The sequence below is a fragment of the Enterobacter cloacae complex sp. SHL018 genome (assembly GCF_049237905.1).
GTDB classification, from domain to species: domain Bacteria; phylum Pseudomonadota; class Gammaproteobacteria; order Enterobacterales; family Enterobacteriaceae; genus Enterobacter; species Enterobacter hormaechei_C.
Genome location: NZ_JBMKJE010000001.1, coordinates 1,507,203 through 1,523,646 on the forward strand (window position 1 = coordinate 1,507,203; position 16,444 = coordinate 1,523,646).

Genomic DNA, 16,444 nt, shown 5'->3' on the forward strand with positions numbered 1-16,444 from the left:
AAAAAATCTCTCTGAAGATATTCATCATGACAATAAGTGATGGGCTGATATGAAGGGGATATTCGGTAATAACCAGGCTGTAAAACTATCAACCCTTAGAGCGGGCGCTTATGCGGTTAATGGGTGTTTACCATAATCACGTAGCGCCCTGACCTCTTTTTTAGTGCTTTTCAATATACATTGTTCGGCTATATGCAACATCCTCTGGGTTATTTATCGGATAACCTTTTACCCATGGCTTGATGAGACGGCCATTGGTGTACTGATAAATTGGAGCAATGGGCGCTTTTTCAGCGAGGATCTTCTCGGCCATGTTGTAGTCTGCATTACGCGCTTTTTCAGTGGTTTCGAGCGTCGCCTGGTGAATAATCTTATCGTAAGCAGGATCGTTGAATCGTGAGATATTCCCGCTGTGGGAGGAGGTCAGCAACGACAGGAATGTCGACGGCTCATTGTAGTCCCCTACCCACGACGCACGGATGACGTCAAAATTGCCGGTATTGCGGCTGTCGATGTAGGTTTTCCACTCCTGATTCTGCAACTTAACGTCAACCCCCAGATTTTTCTTCCACATAGAGGCGACGGCAATCGCAATCTTCTGATGGTTTTCAGATGTGTTGTACAGCAGCGTTAATTTAAGCGGACGCTGAGGACCATAGCCTGCGGCCTGGAGCAACGTTTTCGCCTGTGCATTGAGTTCCTGCTGCGACATCTGCTCAAATGGCGAGGTTTCCGGCGTAAAACCGGCAGTAACATCAGGGGTAAAATGCCAGGCCGGTTTCTCACCGGTTCCCAGGACTTTTTCGGCCATAATGCGCCGATCGATCGTCATGCTCAGCGCCAGACGTACGCGGGCATCCGCGGTTGGGCCTTTTTGCGTGTTAAACGCATAGTAATAAGTCCCAAGCTGTGGCGGTGTATACACCTGTCCCGGAATATCTTTAAGCAGCTTCTGGTACATGTTTTTCGGAAATGATTCTGTAATATCTATATCGCCCGCCAGGTAGCGTTTGGTCGCTGAAGACTCCTGGTTGATCGGCACAAAGGTGACTTTTTTCAGCACCGTATTGGCGTTATCCCAGTAATGTGAATTTGGCTCAACCACCAGTTTTTCATTCACGACGCGATCTTTCAGCACATACGCACCGTTGCCAATGAGCGCGCCTGGGCGCGTCCATTCCTTACCGCTTTCTACGTTGGCCTTTCGAACAGGATAAAACGCGAAGTTAGCCGTCAGATTGCTGAACCAGGGCAGCGGTTTGTCCAGCTGCACGCGCAGCGTTTTAGCATCGACCGCCGTCACGCCGAGGGTATCCGGAGCAGCTTTGCCATCGATAATGGCCTGGGCATTGTTAATGCCCGCCAGCGCTGCAAACCAGGCGAAAGGTGAGGTTGTTTTGGGATCAACCAGACGACGCCAGCTGTAGACAAAATCTTGTGCCGTCACCGGAGTACCGTCAGACCATTTGGCGTTATCCCGCAACGTGAACGTCCAGACACGGTTATCATTACTCTGCCAGCGCGTCGCCACGCCGGGCACTAACTCCCCTTTTTCGTTCTGATTTACCAGCCCTTCATAGAGGTCTCGGATCACCTGAATCTCGGGCAATCCCACCGCTTTTGCCGGATCGAGCGAAGCGGGTTCATCTTTGATGTGTCGAACCAGCTCCTGCTTTTGCGCCAGAACCGTTCCCCCGGGAACCTCCGCAGCATATGAAAGTGAAGAAACTCCGCACAGCCACAGCGCAGTACAAAGAAGCGAAACAGGATGCTTCATACGATCCCCTTAATGATGTCAGGTAACAGGCAGATGCGTAATTATTTGTTTCGAAACGGAGAAATGCAAATGCTTCCTCCGGAAAGTTGATGCCAGGCAATTTTCACCACATACGGAAACTATTTGATTAACCGCGAGTTTTGCACAACACTGCCAGAAGTGACTTTATTATCAGGGTTTACTATGGCAACTACCCGACCAAGAACGGAACGCGGTGCCTTCCCGCCCGGGACTGAACATTATGGCCGCTCGTTTTTAGGCGCGCCACTGATCTGGTTTCCGGCACCCGAGGCCGATCGTAATAGCGGCTTAATTATTGCGGGCACCCATGGCGATGAAAACTCATCTGTTGTGACGCTTTCGTGCGCGCTGCGTACGCTGTCTCCCGATTTACGACGTCATCATGTCATTTTGACCGTCAATCCGGACGGTTGTCAGCTTGGATTACGGGCGAATGCACGAGGCGTTGACCTTAACAGGAACTTCCCGGCGGCAAACTGGCGCGCCGGTGAAACGGTATATCGCTGGAACAGTTCTGCTCAGGAGCGAGATGTGGTTTTGCTCACGGGAGATAAACCTGGGTCCGAACCGGAAACTCAGGCGTTGTGCCAGCTTATTCATAAGATCCACCCGGCCTGGGTTGTCTCTTTCCACGATCCCCTCGCCTGTATTGAAGATCCTCGCCATACGGCGCTCGGGCAGTGGCTGGCGGATGCGTTTGCGCTTCCTCTGGTGACCAGCGTTGGCTATGAAACACCCGGGTCGTTTGGCAGCTGGTGCGCGGACCTCGGCCTTCACTGTATCACCGCTGAGTTTCCGCCCATCTCGTCAGATGAAGCGAGCGAAAAATACCTGCGGGCGATGACAGATCTCCTGCGCTGGCAGCCTCAAAGATGAAGTACGCCGGAAGTAAAATTCAGAGCAGGTGAAACATCAACCGCCAGCCAGGTTGGGCCATCCAAATCGGCAAAACGCACGCTGTTTACCAGCGGGAGTGCAGCGCCAATCGCTCTGGAAGTGCACAACATGCAGCCCAGCATCAGAGTGAAGCCTTGCGCCTGCGCATCTTTTGCCAGAGCAAGGGCCTCGGTTAATCCGCCTGTTTTATCCAGCTTGATGTTCACCATTTCGTAGCGCCCCTTGAGGGAAGACAGGCTCTCACGGGTATGACAGCTTTCATCTGCACAGACGGGAAGCGGATGAATAAAATTCGCCAGCGCATCATCATCTTCTGCCGGGAGGGGTTGTTCCAGCATGGCAACGTTCAGATCGGCAAGCAGCTGACAACGGGCTGCCAGCCCTTCGCTGTGCCAGGATTCATTCGCGTCGACGATCAGGGTGGCATCAGGCACCGCCGCACGAATGGCGACCATGCGTTCGCTAATCAGACGATCGTCGAGCTTCACCTTTAATAATGTTGCACCGGTGGCATATAACGCCTGGGCGCTGGCCGCCATTTGCTCAGGTTCACCAATGACCACCGTTTGCGCGGTGACGATCGATTGCGGCAGAGTCATGTTCAGCAGCGAAGGAAGCGGTTTGTGTTGTTTCGCCGCTTCCAGACTCCAGAGCGCGCAGTCAATCGCGTTGCGCGCGGCGCCAGCTGGCAACCGCTGCTGAAGAGCCTCACGCGTCAGGCCCGCCTGCAATTCGGGCACTACCGTCATAATTTGCGCCATGACTGACGCCAGGCTTTCTCCATAGCGAGGATAAGGGGTACATTCCCCGACACCTTTCACGCCATCCTCTTCACATTCAACCACGACCACGCAGGCCTCACTACGGCTGCCGCGCGAAATCACAAACGGGGTGTGCAATGGCCAGGCTTCTTCATAGACCTTAACGCTTCTCATCACTGACTCCTTGCAGGCCGGTAGGCATAAAATTGGTTTGCCGTGCTAACTGCGGATGACATACACTAGCCACGACGTTAACTATTTGTAAACAGGAAGATATCTATGTCACAACTCGTTCATTTCCAGGGCAACCCGGTTGCTGTTGCAGGTTCCATCCCACAGTCTGGCAGCAAAGCACAGCCTTTTACTCTGGTGGCTAAAGATCTGTCTGACGTCACGCTGAGCCAGTTTGCTGGCAAACGTAAAGTCCTGAACATTTTCCCAAGCATCGATACTGGCGTTTGCGCTGCATCAGTGCGTAAATTCAACCAGCTGGCGACCGAAATGAACAACACCGTAGTGCTGTGCATTTCTGCTGACCTGCCGTTTGCCCAGTCCCGCTTCTGCGGCGCTGAAGGCCTGAGCAACGTCATCACCCTTTCCACTCTGCGCAGCCCGGATTTCCTGGAAAAATACGGTGTTGCCATCTCCGAAGGCGCGCTGAAAGGTCTGGCTGCTCGTGCGGTGCTGGTGATCGACGAAAACGACAACGTTGTTTTCAGTGAGCTGGTTAACGAAATCACTACCGAACCGGATTACACCGCTGCACTTGAGGCGCTTAAAGCCTAAACGTAAAAAAGCCTCTGCAAAGAGGCTTTTTTATTTATTCGTCACCCTTCTTCTGATTTAACCCATACTCGCGCAGCTTATTCGCAATCGCGGTATGAGACACCCCAAGACGTTTAGCCAGCTTGCGCGTGCTCGGATAGCTGCGATAAAGCTGCGTTAACACCGAACGCTCGAAACGGCTGGTGATGTCATCCAGCGAGCCTTCCATTGCCTCTTCGCCTACCGAGACCGTCCCGGCATCGTAATCCGGCAACAGAATATCCTGAGGGCGCAGTTCATACCCTTCAAGCTGAGTTAATGCGCGATAGACCGCATTTTTAAGCTGACGAATATTGCCCGGCCAGCCGTAACGCGTCAGCACGGTGCCCAGGTCGGCAGAGAGCTTCGGACGCGGCACGCCCTGCTCGTCGGCAAAACGGGCCACGAACAGTTCTGTCAACGGCATGATGTCCTGCGGGCAATCGCGCAGCGGCGGAATATTGAGCGTCAGAACGTTGAGACGATAGTAGAGATCTTCGCGGAATACCCCTTTCTGCACCAGCTCCACCAGGTTTTTCTGGGTGGCGCAGATGACGCGCACATCCACGTGTACTTCATGATCTTCCCCCACGCGGCGAAACGTGCCGTCATTGAGAAAACGAAGCAGTTTCGCCTGCATGCGTGGCGACATTTCGCCAATCTCGTCCAGCAGCACCGAGCCGCCATTCGCCTGTTCAAAGAAGCCTTTTTTACCTTCCGGCGCATGCCCGAACAGCTCACTTTCCACCGCATCTTCAGGAATAGAGGCGCAGTTCAGCGCCAGATACGGTTTTGCCGCACGCGGGCTGGCCATGTGCACAGCATGCGCCAGCAGATCTTTCCCCGTACCGGTATCCCCGGTAATCAGCAGCGGCGCCGTAAGATTTGCCAGCTTGCGCGCCTGGTCGATTACATGACGCATCTTCGGGCTCACCGCAATAATCTGGCTGAATGCGCAGACGTCCTGGCTGGAAAGGTTCTGTAACTGACGCCCCATGCGCACCGTGGAGCGCAGCATGATCACTGCGCCGGTCAGCACCCGCGCGGCATTTTCCCCTTTCAGGTAGACCGGCGTGATCTCCATCAGGAAATTCTGTCCGTTGATGACGACGTGCTCGCTATGGGTATTTTGCGGGTTGCTGTCCAGCCAGCGCTGGAAATTAAACCCGGTGATCAGTTGCGTGGCGTGGTGCCCGATAAGTTTTTCCTGAGTCTGCGCAAACAGCTGGCAGCTGGCCTGGTTAACGCGCTCGACTTTATTTTTCAGATCGAGAGAGAGAAACGGCTCCGGCATTGCTTCCAGCAGCGCGCTCAGCGCAAGATGTTCCCGCTCGGACGGCATCCAGGGGATGGTGCGTACATCCGTAACGCCAGCGATACGGCGGATTTCCGCCATCAGGCTACTGAAGGTATTAAATTCAATTTCGGCAAAATTGAGGTAAATTCGCCCGACAGGGTCGATCTCTATGCCACGTAAATCAATGCTACGTAAAACAAGAAGATCGAGTAACTCGCGGGTCAGACCGAGACGGTCCTCACAAAAGACTTCCAGACGCATGGGAAATTCACCGTTTAAGCCAATAACAGTAAAATGATATGTCAGATCACGGTGTTCGGGAAGGTGGCTGTCAACAAATATTGACAGCCCGCACGATTAGTAAACAAAACCTCACTGAGCAGGTTTTTTATTGAGCGTCTCTTTAAGCTGGCCAATCAATTCGCGACGGAAATCCCCCAGCCGCGGCTTATCGCCATCGATCCAGGGGAGTGGACGACAAACCTCCATCGCTTTGATGCCCAGGCGTGCCGTCAGCAGACCGGCACCAATCCCCTGCGCCGCCCGGGCAGAGAGACGCGCCGCAAGATCCTGCGACATCCAGTCCATCCCGACCTCCCGTACCAGTTCGCTTGCCCCGGCGAAGGCGATATTCAGCAATACCAGTTTGAACAGGCGCAGCCGGCTGTAATAACCAAGCTCGATGCCATACAGTCTGGCGATGCGGTTGATCAGGCGCAGGTTGCGCCAGGCGATAAAGGCCATGTCTACCATCGCCAGCGGACTGACGGCGATCATCAGGGTAGATTCCGCCGCCGAGCGGCTGATCTCACGACGAGCCTGCGCATCCAGCACCGGCTGAACAATGTGGGCATAGAGCGTGACCACTTCCTGGTCATTCTGGGTTTCGTGGATCGCCGCATACCAGCGCTGAAGCGCCGGGTGAGAGTGATCAATCCCGGCCTGAGCCGCAAGCTTTTCACAAAAAGCACGCCCTTTTCCTGTGCCGTGACTGTGCAGCAGATCCCGCGCTTCATCGCGTTCGTGGGCACGCTGACGCAAACGCCATAGGCGACGCCACTCGGTAACGACCGAGCCAACGCCCGCACCAACAATCAACGCCCCGGCGGCGCATCCCCCCAGCGCCACCCAGTCCTGCGTTTGCCAGGCATTGACGCCCCACTGCACGCCCTGGCCGATTACGCTCACACCAAAAAGGGCTAACCCGGCGGTCACCATCTTGCGCCACAGGCTGCGTTTCGGGCGCAGTGCCGCATCAACCGCCGCTTCCGCCTGCCCCTCTTCAGCCAACGGCTCGTCTGCCAGCACGGGAGCAAAGTTGTCGGCCTGCGGGCCGCTGAAGGTTTGCGCCGTTTTAAACGCCTCATGCGGGGACTGCTCAAGCTGGCCGGTAAAATCAATGCGTGGTTTTAACGGTTCCGTCATCGCAATTTATCTCCAATTAAAAACTCCAGCGCGGCATCCAGACGGATATGCGGCAATGGCTGGTCAACGTTCATACTCTGCGGACGGAAGGCTTCGAACTGAAAACCCTGGCTTTGCCAGAAAGCCTGGCCCGGCAGACGCGCCGGAACTTCCCCCGGATAGACCGTGAGCGGCTCACCGTCGCTGAGACGGTTGCCCCGCAGGGCCGGAATTTTCTCGCCATTCAGATCAATCAACCCACTCTGCGTAGCCTGTACGGACGCCAGCCCCAGACAATCCATGCTGATCCCTTCGAAGGCCGCATTCTGCCAGGCATCCTGCACCAGCTGTTGCAGCAGGGATACCATGTTGGCGTGCTGATCGACCGTCACATGGTCAGCTTTTGTGGCGGCAAACAGCAGCTTGTCGATGACCGGCGAGAACAAACGGCGAAACAGCGTACGCTGGCCATAATGAAAGCTTTGCATCAGCTGCGTCAGCGCCAGCCGCATATCATTGAACGCCTGCGGCCCGCTGTTGAGCGGTTGCAGGCAGTCCACCAGTACGATCTGGCGGTCAAAGCGTAAAAAGTGATTTTTATAAAAGCCCTTAACCACCTTCTCACAGTAATAATTGTATCGCTCGCGGAGCATACCGGCGTTGGTGGTCTTGTCCGCCTGCGCCAGTTTCGATTCACCGATGCTGTCAACGTCCGGCCACGGGAAAAACTGTAGCGCGGGAGCACCGGCTAAATCACCCGGCAGAACAAAGCGGCCCGGCTGAATAAAATGCAACCCCTCCTGCTTGCACTGATGCAGGTAATCCGTCCAGGCTTCGGCTATGACGGCCAGACGGTTTTCATCCGCCGGTGCCAGCGGATCCAGTCCTTCGCAAAGCTGGCGCCATTTGGTCGACCACTCTGCCCGCTGCCCCTGCAACAGACCGGTCATCTGTCGGGACCAGCTCAGGTAATCCTGCGCCAGCATCGGTAAATCGAGCAGCCATTCTCCCGGGTAATCCACAATTTCGAGATAGAGCGTGGACGTTTCTTTGAAGTGACGCATCAGGGATTCATTCGAGCGGAAACGAAGCGCAAGACGGATTTCGCTCACGCCACGCGTCGGGGTGGGCCAGGCGGGAGGCTCCCCGTATAACTGCGCCAGACCTTCATCATAGGTGAAACGGGGTATACCAAAATCACGTTGCGGTACGCGTTTCACCCCAAGCAACCGCTCCTCGCGCACTGCGCTAAGCAGTGGCAGGCGCGCCCCTGCATGCAGGTTCAACAGCTGATTGACCATCGCCGTAATGAATGCTGTCTTACCGCTGCGGCTCAGCCCCGTCACGGCAAGACGCAGATGGCGATCAACGCCACGGTTCACCAGAGAATTGAATTCGTTTTTAAGTCGCTTCATCGCCGTCCTTCATTGCCTGGAACCCTGAAAAAAGTCACTTCAGAATACAGTAAATTGGGGCAGATCGTTGATTATCAATTCTTAATTATTGCTATTGCCGTTTTCTCTCCAGTAAGATGGGCGCAATTGCTGTCCGTCTGGAGTGAGTAAGGTGTATGTCACCCACCATCTATGATATTGCCCGCGTTGCTGGCGTTTCGAAATCAACCGTGTCGCGCGTTCTGAATAAACAAACGAATATTTCTCCTGAAGCGCGCGAAAAGGTGTTGAAGGCGATAGAAGAATTAAATTATCAACCGAATAAACTTGCCCGCGCACTCACCTCTTCTGGCTTCGACGCCATTATGGTTATTTCGACCCGTTCAACCAAAACCACCGCAGGCAATCCGTTTTTCTCTGATGTACTACATGCCATTACGGCAAAAGCAGAAGAAGAGGGTTTTGATGTTATTTTACAAACGTCCAAAAGCAGCGAAGATGATCTGCAAAAATGCGTAGGTAAAATAAAGCAGAAGATGATCAAGGGGATCATCATGCTAAGCTCGCCGGCGAACGAGTCTTTTTTCGCGACGCTGGACGAATATGGCGTGCCCGTGGTCGTTATTGGTAAAGTGGAAGGCAATTACCAGAATATCTATTCTGTCGACACGGATAATTTCCGCGACAGCGCCATATTAACCGACTCATTTATCAAACATGGTCGCACTAAAATTGCCTGCCTGCATGCCCCGCTCGATTATCACGTTTCTATCGATCGCCTGGCGGGCTATAAATCGAGCCTTGAGAAGCAGGGTATTGCGATTAACCCGGACTGGGTTATTGATGGCGGGTATACCCATGAAAGCGCGCTTCAGGCGGCCTGTCAGCTACTCTCTTCAGACAACCCGCCCGATGCGGTTTTTGCGACAGACAGTATGAAATTGCTGAGTCTTTATCGTGCCGCGGATGCGCTAAACCTGACGATCCCGGAACAGGTCGCAATGGCAGGATACAGCGACCCAATGCTATCTCTCATTTTAACCCCTGCGCCTGGCGGCTTTGATATCCCCACCAGAAAGCTGGGCGAAGAGAGCTGCGATGTGTTGTTCAGGTGCATAGCGGGTAAACCTGCCCCGCATAAGATATTGGTTGAAACGCATTTTTCAGATGCGGCTTCATTACGCTAAAAACCAGGGGCAAACGCCCCTGGTGAAGTGTTATCAAAACGCGTAATTCACGCCGATACCGGCATAGTGGAAGCGGTCACTTTCCCCTTCGTCATGATTTTCCCATTCGTAGGCATATTCCAGCGTCATGGATAAACCATTGTTAAAATCATAGGCGTACAGCATACCCAAACGGTTGAAATCATGTCCTTCACGCTCAGGATCGTCTTGCCAGTCCCAGTTTGACCAGCGATCGAGTCCCAGACGGGTATAAGGCGTTAGCGTCGTCTGACCCAATGAAATCGGCAGATAGGCGCGAATTTCCTGAGTGGAGAATTCACCGTTATTACGTGAACCGTCCATATTAAAACCGCGCTCTAAATAGTAATTAACTTTTGCCGAGACCGTTTCGTTAATTGTCCAGGTAAAACCGGTTTCGGTCTCGACGCGGCTGTCAGAATAGCCGGTTTTTTCCAGATCGTTGGCAAACTGATACATGGCAAACCAGCCGCCAAAACGCCAGTCGTCGGTTAGTTTAATATCCCAGTCAGGCTGAACTTTGTAGCGCTGCATATTAGCACTACCATCTTTAGCACCATGCTCATCCTTAAAGTGATAGCCATAATTACGGAAGCCACCGGTCAGGCCGAACGTAAAATCATCGGTGCCGATAAAACGATAGCGTAATTCTACTTCAGGACGATCGAAATAGGTGCCGCGCGTCATGCTACTGTAATCGACCGGCCCCTCCTGATACATAGCCAGCGAAATGGTCCAGGCATCCCATGTGGCATTAAACCACACGGAGGGTTCATATAATCCATCTTTATCGTCAGCCTGACCTTCGACGTTTTCAATTTCATACATGGCGCCAATATTAAATTCCCACTGTTTGGCTGATTCTGTTGCTTGCGCGCAGCTCACCCCTGCGCACAGAACGAGCGCAGCACTTCTTAGTAGAGTACTCATTAAAATATTCCTTTATAATTAACACGCAAAAAACCGGAAACTTTCATTTCCGGCGAACACCTTTCTTATCTAATAGCTGTTTCAGTATCAGCATCGAAGAAATGGCACTTATTCATATCGAACTGGATGCCGATATTATCTCCGGCGACGTAATCATCCGCCGCTCCCGCACGGACGACCAGTTCATGCCCACCCACGGTGGCATAAAGCATAAATTCAGCCCCGGTCAGCTCAGCAACGCTGATCTTCGCCGTGATGTTTTCACCGCTTCGCTGTGCGGTGAGAATGTCTTCCGGACGGATCCCAAAGACAACCGCTTTACGCTGGTAACCTTGCGCATTCAGTACGGCCAGCTTGTCCTCCGGGATCTCCAGGCGCAGCGTTTCCGTCACAAAGTAGCGGTCGTCGATCGCGCCACGAATGAAGTTCATCGCAGGCGAACCAATAAACCCTGCAACGAACATATTCGCCGGCTCGTTGTAGACCTGCTTCGGCGCGCCCACCTGCTGAATGATGCCGTCCTTTAAAATCACGATGCGGGTCGCCATCGTCATGGCTTCCGTCTGATCGTGCGTCACGTAAATCATGGTGGTGTTAAGCTTCTGGTGCAGCTTGCTGATTTCAGCGCGCATCTGCACACGAAGTTTGGCATCGAGGTTGGATAAAGGCTCATCCATCAGGAAGACCCCCGCTTCGCGCACTATCGCCCTGCCTAACGCCACGCGCTGGCGCTGACCGCCGGACAACGCGCCAGGTTTACGCTGGAGATAGTCGCGCAAGCCCAGGATCTGTGCCGCCCAGCTAACGCGTTCTTCAATGACGGAGGGCGCAATTTTTTGCATTTTCAGGCCAAACGCCATGTTGTCGTAGACCGTCATATGCGGATAGAGCGCATAGTTCTGGAAGACCATCGCAATATCACGGGACTTGGCGGGAACATCATTCATGCAAACCCCGTCAATAATCAGTTCACCCGCGCTGATCTCCTCAAGGCCGGCAATCATTCGCAGCGTCGTGGATTTCCCACAGCCCGATGGACCGACGAAGACAATAAATTCTTTGTCTTCAATTTCGAGGTTGAAATCCTTCACCACGTGGACCTGGTTATCATAGATTTTCTGAATGTGTTTCAGAGACAGTTGAGCCATTATTAATTCCTTATCAATACGCCCGGGATGCCCAGAACGCCGTCAGGCGTTCCCAGGTCAGTTCCTGCGTTGAATGAAGTTGTAATCCCGCATGGTTCAGGCCAGGCCCAATCCCGACCGACAGCATTCCTGCGGCGTTAATCGCATCTACTCCTGCGGCGGCATCTTCGATACCAATGGCCTCTTCAGGACGCACGTTCAGTCCTTTACAGGCCGCAAGGAAGATTTCCGGGTCCGGCTTTGAGCGGCAAATGCGCGAAGCATCGGCGCAAAAATCGAAAGCCTGATGAATACCCAACGCGTGCAAAATCCCAGGAGCATTAAGCGATACGGATGCCAGGCCAATTTTGACCTTCGCGGCGCGAATATCCGCCAGCACGTCGCGAATACCCGGCAGCAGCGAATCCTGGGTCAGTGATGCCAGCGACTGGACGTAAAGCGCGTTTTTTTTCGTCGCCAGCGCCAGGCGCTGCTCGTCACTGAACATCCCCTCTTTCCCGCCATGTTTCAGAATGCGCAGGAGGGAGTCCATACGGCTTATTCCCTTCAGCTGTTCGTTAAATACTTCATCGAAGGTGATACCAATCTCCTCCGCCACGGCGCGCCAGGCCAGAAAGTGAAGATGCGCGGTATCGGTGATCACCCCGTCCAGATCGAATACAACAGCGTTAAGCGTCATGGCGCCCCTCCGTGGTAGCGGTCCCATTAACAGATGCAAGAAAGTCCTTACGCGCGCAGACCTTTCGCCCTGATACGTGCAGCGTTTTACCCCATAGCGTCAACGTGACAGGTGCGGTGGTTTCAATGGTTAACTGGTCATCTTCACAGGTAACGTGCATTGTTGCGTCCCGCCACCGCAGCGGGAAGGCGAGTTTCTGCCAGTGAACAGGCAGCTTCGGCGCAAGATGCAGCTCCCCTTCGCTAATGTGCAGGCCAGCAAATCCCTGAATGGCGCCCAACCAGATCGCACCGGTGGCGGCGGCATGAATACCATCATCGCTGCTGTGCGGGTCGTCTCCCAGGTCAATGGCGATACCATCGCGCCAGAAGGCATACGCCCCGTCAGTGTCACCGCAGCGTGCGAGCACAATGCCGTGAATGGCTTTACTCAGGGATGAATCATGGATCGTGCGTGGCTCGTAGAACGCCAGATTGGCGGCACATTGCTGCGGCGTAAACCGTTCCGGCAGCAGGTAGTTAAGCATCACCACGTCGGCCTGCTTCAGGATCTGCATCTCGTTCACTTCCGCGCGAGAGTAATCAAGCAGAATGGTTTGCTTACCCGCTTTGGCTTTATAGCGGCTCAGATCGATGGCAGGTTTTGCCATGAAGGTATCATCCTGCGGGATCACACCCTCTGCGTCGGCCTCTGGCAGCCACAGGCGCGCCAGAAACGTCCCGGCATTCTCCGTAAAACGCGCATCTTCACGCCCAAACATCGCCATAAACTGACGCGCGCAGGCAACGTTGTGCCAGGCCAGATAGTTGGTGTAGGCGTTGTTGTTGACATGCTCGGTGTATTCATCCGGTCCAATTACGTCATGGATCTCAAGACGACCATTAATTTCCGTCGCGCGTCCCATCCAGAACGAAGCGGTTTCCATCAGCAGCGTCAGGCCCTCATTGCGCATAAAGGCATCGTCGTGTGTTGCCTGCCAGTAAGCGACAACGGCCCAGGCAATATCTGCCACGATGTGGTGTTCAGCGAGTGCGGAGGCGACCTTCTGGCGAACCCCGGTGCGGATGTTAATGGCCGCGAATTCTGGCGTCTCTTCCTGTCCGCTGGCGGCGCTTTCCCACGGGAACAACGCGCCCGGCCAACCGTTACGGCGTGCTTTTTCACGCGCGCCCGAAAGATTGAGCCAGCGATAGCGCAGCAGACTGCGGGCAATCTGTGGACGGGTAAACAGATGGAACGGCAGCAGGAAAATTTCGGTATCCCAGAAGACGTGTCCCTTATACCCCTCACCCGTCAGCCCTTTAGCCGCAATACTGCTTCGCTCATCATGAGCAGGCGTCATTGTCGTCAGATGCCAGACGGCGTAATCCAGCGCCAGCTGATCCTGCTGTTCTGCACAAGTCACTTCCACCCGAGCATCACGCCAGACCGCTTCCCAGGCGTACGCTGAGCTTTCAAGCAACGCATCGTAGCCTCTTGCCGCGCAGACTTTGAGATCGGCCAGCGCGTTGCGGGCGAAAGACTCCTGCGAGAGCGATTTATCGCAGCGATGCGTCAGCCAGACGATTTTTTCAAGCGTGACAGTGTCACCTTGCGAGATAGTCAGAGAATGATGAACGCTGAGGCGACGATTTTTGGCGGTGAAACAGCTATCGCTCTTAGCAGAGAGCTGACAAAACGCCGAAACAACAACTTCAGACGCCCGGTCCTGCGTTTCATACATACCCTGCATGTAGTGCTGGTCAAAGACCCTGACCGAGATTTCATCCAGATGCTGCCTGCCGCTGTTCGTTTGTGTCGCATCTATGCCGGTTTTCAGCACGGCCTGAGCGGCGCCGTCAAGCGGTGTGATCGAAAGCTGCATTGCCACTAAGGGCAACTGGTCCAGCGAAACAAAACGACGGCTCTCGAGGCGATAGCGTTTTCCGTCCGGCGAACGCCAGACAACGTTACGATGCAGTTCGCCGTTAGCAAAGGCCAGCTCGCGTTGCCACTCAAGAATTTCGCCTGAAAGGAGCGTGAAATTGACGCCGTCCAGCTCAACTTCAATCCCGGTGACATCCGGCAGATTGATCAGCTCAGTGGTTTCGTTGCGTCCCGCGCGATGATACAGCCCCGCGAGATACATGCCTCTGCTCTGCTGGGTGTAATCTTCTTCATGCGTGGCGCGCATGCCCATGTAGCCATTGCCGCAGGCCATAATGGACGCGTACTTATTCAGACTATGCGGGCAAAAGCCCGGATCGGTTAATACAGACTGGTTCAGCATAACGTCACGCTTTCCCCTGTTTCCGCGGCTTCATATAACGCCGCGACTAATTGCTGGATCACCAGCCCCTGCTCCGCATCGGCAATCATGACCGGCTCGCCCAATACGTGGCGAACAAACGCGTCCATACTGCGCAGATGTCTCCGATCGTCAGCTTCTTCACGCTGGATCAGCGTCTGCAAAACACCGGCTTCGTCGTTATAAATGTGTGCCGGGAACAGCGTTGCACCCGCCTTCTCACCGCAGAAAGAGACGTTCATGATCGACTGCTCGCGGATATTAAGCGCAAAAGAGGTGTCCAGACGCAGAATGCCACCGTTGCAGAACTCAATCGTGCCAAACAGGGCATCTTCCACGGTAAACTGCGCAGGATCCCATTCGCCAAACTGGCCGGTGTGTTTCCGGTTCCCCAGTCTCTGGAAGCTGTGCGCGGTTACCCGCTTCACGGCCGGGAAGCCCAGCACATACATCGCGGCATCCAGCATATGAATGCCGATATCGATCAGCGGCCCGCCGCCCTGAAGCGATTTATTGGTGAACACGCCCCACCCCGGCACACCGCAACGACGCAGCGCCTGCGCGGAGGTGAAGTAAATTTCACCGAGCGTTCCGTTCATAACCGCATCGCGCAGGAGCTGGGTATCCAGGGCAAAGCGATGGTGAAAATCGTACGCGAGGACTTTTCCGGCCTTGCGCGCCGCGAGACGCATCTCATCCGCCTGGTGCGGCGTCATCGCCGGCGGCTTTTCACACATCACATGACAGCCTGCTTCGAGAGCCGCCATCACATGTTCAAAATGGAACCGGTTAGGCGAACAGACGCTCACCACATCCGGTTTTACTTCCTGCAACATCTCGTGAGCGTCCTGCCATGCCGATGGAATAGCATAACGTTCCGCGAACGCCTGTGCCTGCTCAAGGCGGCTGTCCATGACAGCCACCATTTGAACATCACTGCGCGTGGCGTAATACGAGGCATGCACTTTGTCTGCAACCTGCCCGGCGCCAATGATGGCGACGCGCAGAGGCAAAGGTGTAGAAGCACTCATCACGCTCGTCATCCTTAGCATTCACGCAAGTAAGTGAGAGAGTCCTTATAGGCCTGAGCCGGATCGTCGGCACGCACCCGGCACTCGTACACGACGTAACCCTGATAGTTATCGGCACGCAGCTGATCGAACAGGCTGGCGAAATCGAGGCTGCCGCTGCCCGGCTGATAGCGGTGGTTATCAGCAATGTGCACATGACCCAGCAGGTCGCGGTTCTGATGCAGCGCTTCCGTCAGGGAGTCTTCTTCAATATTCATGTGGTAGAAATCACCGATGATCTGCACGTGCTTCAGGCCGTTCTCTTCGATATAACGACGCGCATCGGCCAGGGTGTTGATCATATGATCCTGATAGCGGTTCAGCGGCTCCAGGTAGACGGTAGTACCGGTGCGCGCTGCCACCTCATCCAGCCAGCGCAGGGAAGCGCTGACCGCTTTGCGATCGCCGTCCAGGCTACGTGGCGAAGTCATTGGCGGCAGACGGAAGGTAAACATCCCCCACGCAGCCGGAACGATAATCCCCTTGCCGCCCACTTCTGCCAGCGCTTCCAGAATGCGTTCAATCTGCTGTAGACCGTTCAGGCGGCGTTCTTCGATAAAATCCCCGATCCAGCCATCGTATCCGCCACAGGCCGTCGTGACCGGCAGGCCGGTGGCTTTGATAGCCGCTTTTACTTCGTCGAGGTTTTCCACCAGCAGACGGCCATCAATTTCGTAGCCATCAAATCCCATCGCTTTGATGTATTCGAATTTTTCCATGATAGCGGTCGGGAAAAAGGCCTGGTTTTGTGTTGCGATTTTCATGATTTG

14 protein-coding genes are annotated in these 16,444 nt (G+C 54.4%); 3 read left to right on the plus strand and 11 right to left on the minus strand.

What is annotated here, in order from left to right:
* Nucleotides 1–160: 160 nt before the first annotated feature.
* Nucleotides 161–1,777: a peptide ABC transporter substrate-binding protein gene (locus ACOTY5_RS07320; protein WP_045142580.1), complete on the minus strand. Its 1,617-nt coding sequence runs from the start codon at nucleotides 1,775–1,777 to the stop codon at nucleotides 161–163.
* 183 nt (nucleotides 1,778–1,960) lie between these two features.
* Here ACOTY5_RS07320 and mpaA point away from each other — a divergent pair, with 183 nt between their 5' ends.
* Nucleotides 1,961–2,674, plus strand: coding sequence for a murein tripeptide amidase MpaA (gene mpaA, locus ACOTY5_RS07325; RefSeq protein WP_032673856.1), 714 nt, complete (start codon nucleotides 1,961–1,963; stop codon nucleotides 2,672–2,674).
* Here the strand turns inward: mpaA and ycjG are convergent.
* Complete coding sequence (gene ycjG, locus ACOTY5_RS07330; protein WP_006810802.1) at nucleotides 2,665–3,630, minus strand: L-Ala-D/L-Glu epimerase; 966 nt, start codon at nucleotides 3,628–3,630, stop codon at nucleotides 2,665–2,667. The two genes, mpaA and ycjG, sit on opposite strands and share 10 nt — an antisense overlap.
* Before the next feature lie 105 nt (nucleotides 3,631–3,735).
* Here ycjG and tpx point away from each other — a divergent pair, with 105 nt between their 5' ends.
* Nucleotides 3,736–4,242 (plus strand): thiol peroxidase, encoded by a 507-nt coding sequence (gene tpx / locus ACOTY5_RS07335; RefSeq protein ID WP_015570410.1) that lies wholly within the window; start codon nucleotides 3,736–3,738, stop codon nucleotides 4,240–4,242.
* Nucleotides 4,243–4,276: 34 nt separating this feature from the next.
* On the opposite strand, the gene tyrR is transcribed toward tpx, so the two are convergent.
* From tyrR to ACOTY5_RS07350, 3 genes are all read right to left on the minus strand, one after another.
* On the minus strand, nucleotides 4,277–5,818 hold the full coding sequence (tyrR, locus tag ACOTY5_RS07340) for a transcriptional regulator TyrR (RefSeq protein WP_045142579.1): 1,542 nt from the start codon (nucleotides 5,816–5,818) through the stop codon (nucleotides 4,277–4,279).
* Nucleotides 5,819–5,929: 111 nt separating this feature from the next.
* Entirely contained in the window at nucleotides 5,930–6,982 is a 1,053-nt protein-coding gene (locus tag ACOTY5_RS07345) for a YcjF family protein (protein WP_045142578.1), read from the minus strand.
* Nucleotides 6,979–8,376 (minus strand): YcjX family protein, encoded by a 1,398-nt coding sequence (locus ACOTY5_RS07350; protein ID WP_017382231.1) that lies wholly within the window; start codon nucleotides 8,374–8,376, stop codon nucleotides 6,979–6,981. Before ACOTY5_RS07350 ends, ACOTY5_RS07345 begins: the two co-directional genes overlap by 4 nt.
* A gap of 155 nt (nucleotides 8,377–8,531) precedes the next feature.
* Between ACOTY5_RS07350 and ACOTY5_RS07355 the strand changes: the two genes are divergently transcribed.
* Nucleotides 8,532–9,542, plus strand: a complete 1,011-nt coding sequence (locus tag ACOTY5_RS07355; RefSeq protein ID WP_023296696.1) for a LacI family DNA-binding transcriptional regulator — start codon at nucleotides 8,532–8,534, stop codon at nucleotides 9,540–9,542.
* Nucleotides 9,543–9,575: 33 nt separating this feature from the next.
* Here ACOTY5_RS07355 and ACOTY5_RS07360 read toward each other — a convergent pair whose 3' ends face one another.
* From ACOTY5_RS07360 to ACOTY5_RS07385, 6 genes are all read right to left on the minus strand, one after another.
* On the minus strand, nucleotides 9,576–10,490 hold the full coding sequence (locus tag ACOTY5_RS07360; protein ID WP_023303821.1) for an OmpG family monomeric porin: 915 nt from the start codon (nucleotides 10,488–10,490) through the stop codon (nucleotides 9,576–9,578).
* Nucleotides 10,491–10,555: 65 nt separating this feature from the next.
* On the minus strand, nucleotides 10,556–11,638 hold the full coding sequence (locus tag ACOTY5_RS07365; RefSeq protein WP_045142577.1) for an ABC transporter ATP-binding protein: 1,083 nt from the start codon (nucleotides 11,636–11,638) through the stop codon (nucleotides 10,556–10,558).
* 13 nt (nucleotides 11,639–11,651) lie between these two features.
* Complete coding sequence (gene pgmB / locus ACOTY5_RS07370) at nucleotides 11,652–12,317, minus strand: beta-phosphoglucomutase (protein ID WP_045142576.1); 666 nt, start codon at nucleotides 12,315–12,317, stop codon at nucleotides 11,652–11,654.
* The gene (locus ACOTY5_RS07375; RefSeq protein WP_045142575.1) at nucleotides 12,307–14,586 is read right to left on the minus strand and encodes a glycoside hydrolase family 65 protein; all 2,280 of its coding nucleotides are present in this window, start codon (nucleotides 14,584–14,586) and stop codon (nucleotides 12,307–12,309) included. The genes pgmB and ACOTY5_RS07375 overlap by 11 nt, the downstream gene beginning before the upstream one ends.
* Nucleotides 14,580–15,638 carry a Gfo/Idh/MocA family protein gene (locus ACOTY5_RS07380; RefSeq protein WP_101677597.1) on the minus strand — a complete coding sequence of 353 codons (1,059 nt, stop codon included), beginning with the start codon at nucleotides 15,636–15,638 and terminating at the stop codon, nucleotides 14,580–14,582. Before ACOTY5_RS07380 ends, ACOTY5_RS07375 begins: the two co-directional genes overlap by 7 nt.
* Nucleotides 15,639–15,649: 11 nt before the next feature.
* Nucleotides 15,650–16,438, minus strand: coding sequence for a sugar phosphate isomerase/epimerase family protein (locus tag ACOTY5_RS07385; protein ID WP_003856868.1), 789 nt, complete (start codon nucleotides 16,436–16,438; stop codon nucleotides 15,650–15,652).
* Nucleotides 16,439–16,444: the final 6 nt, after the last annotated feature.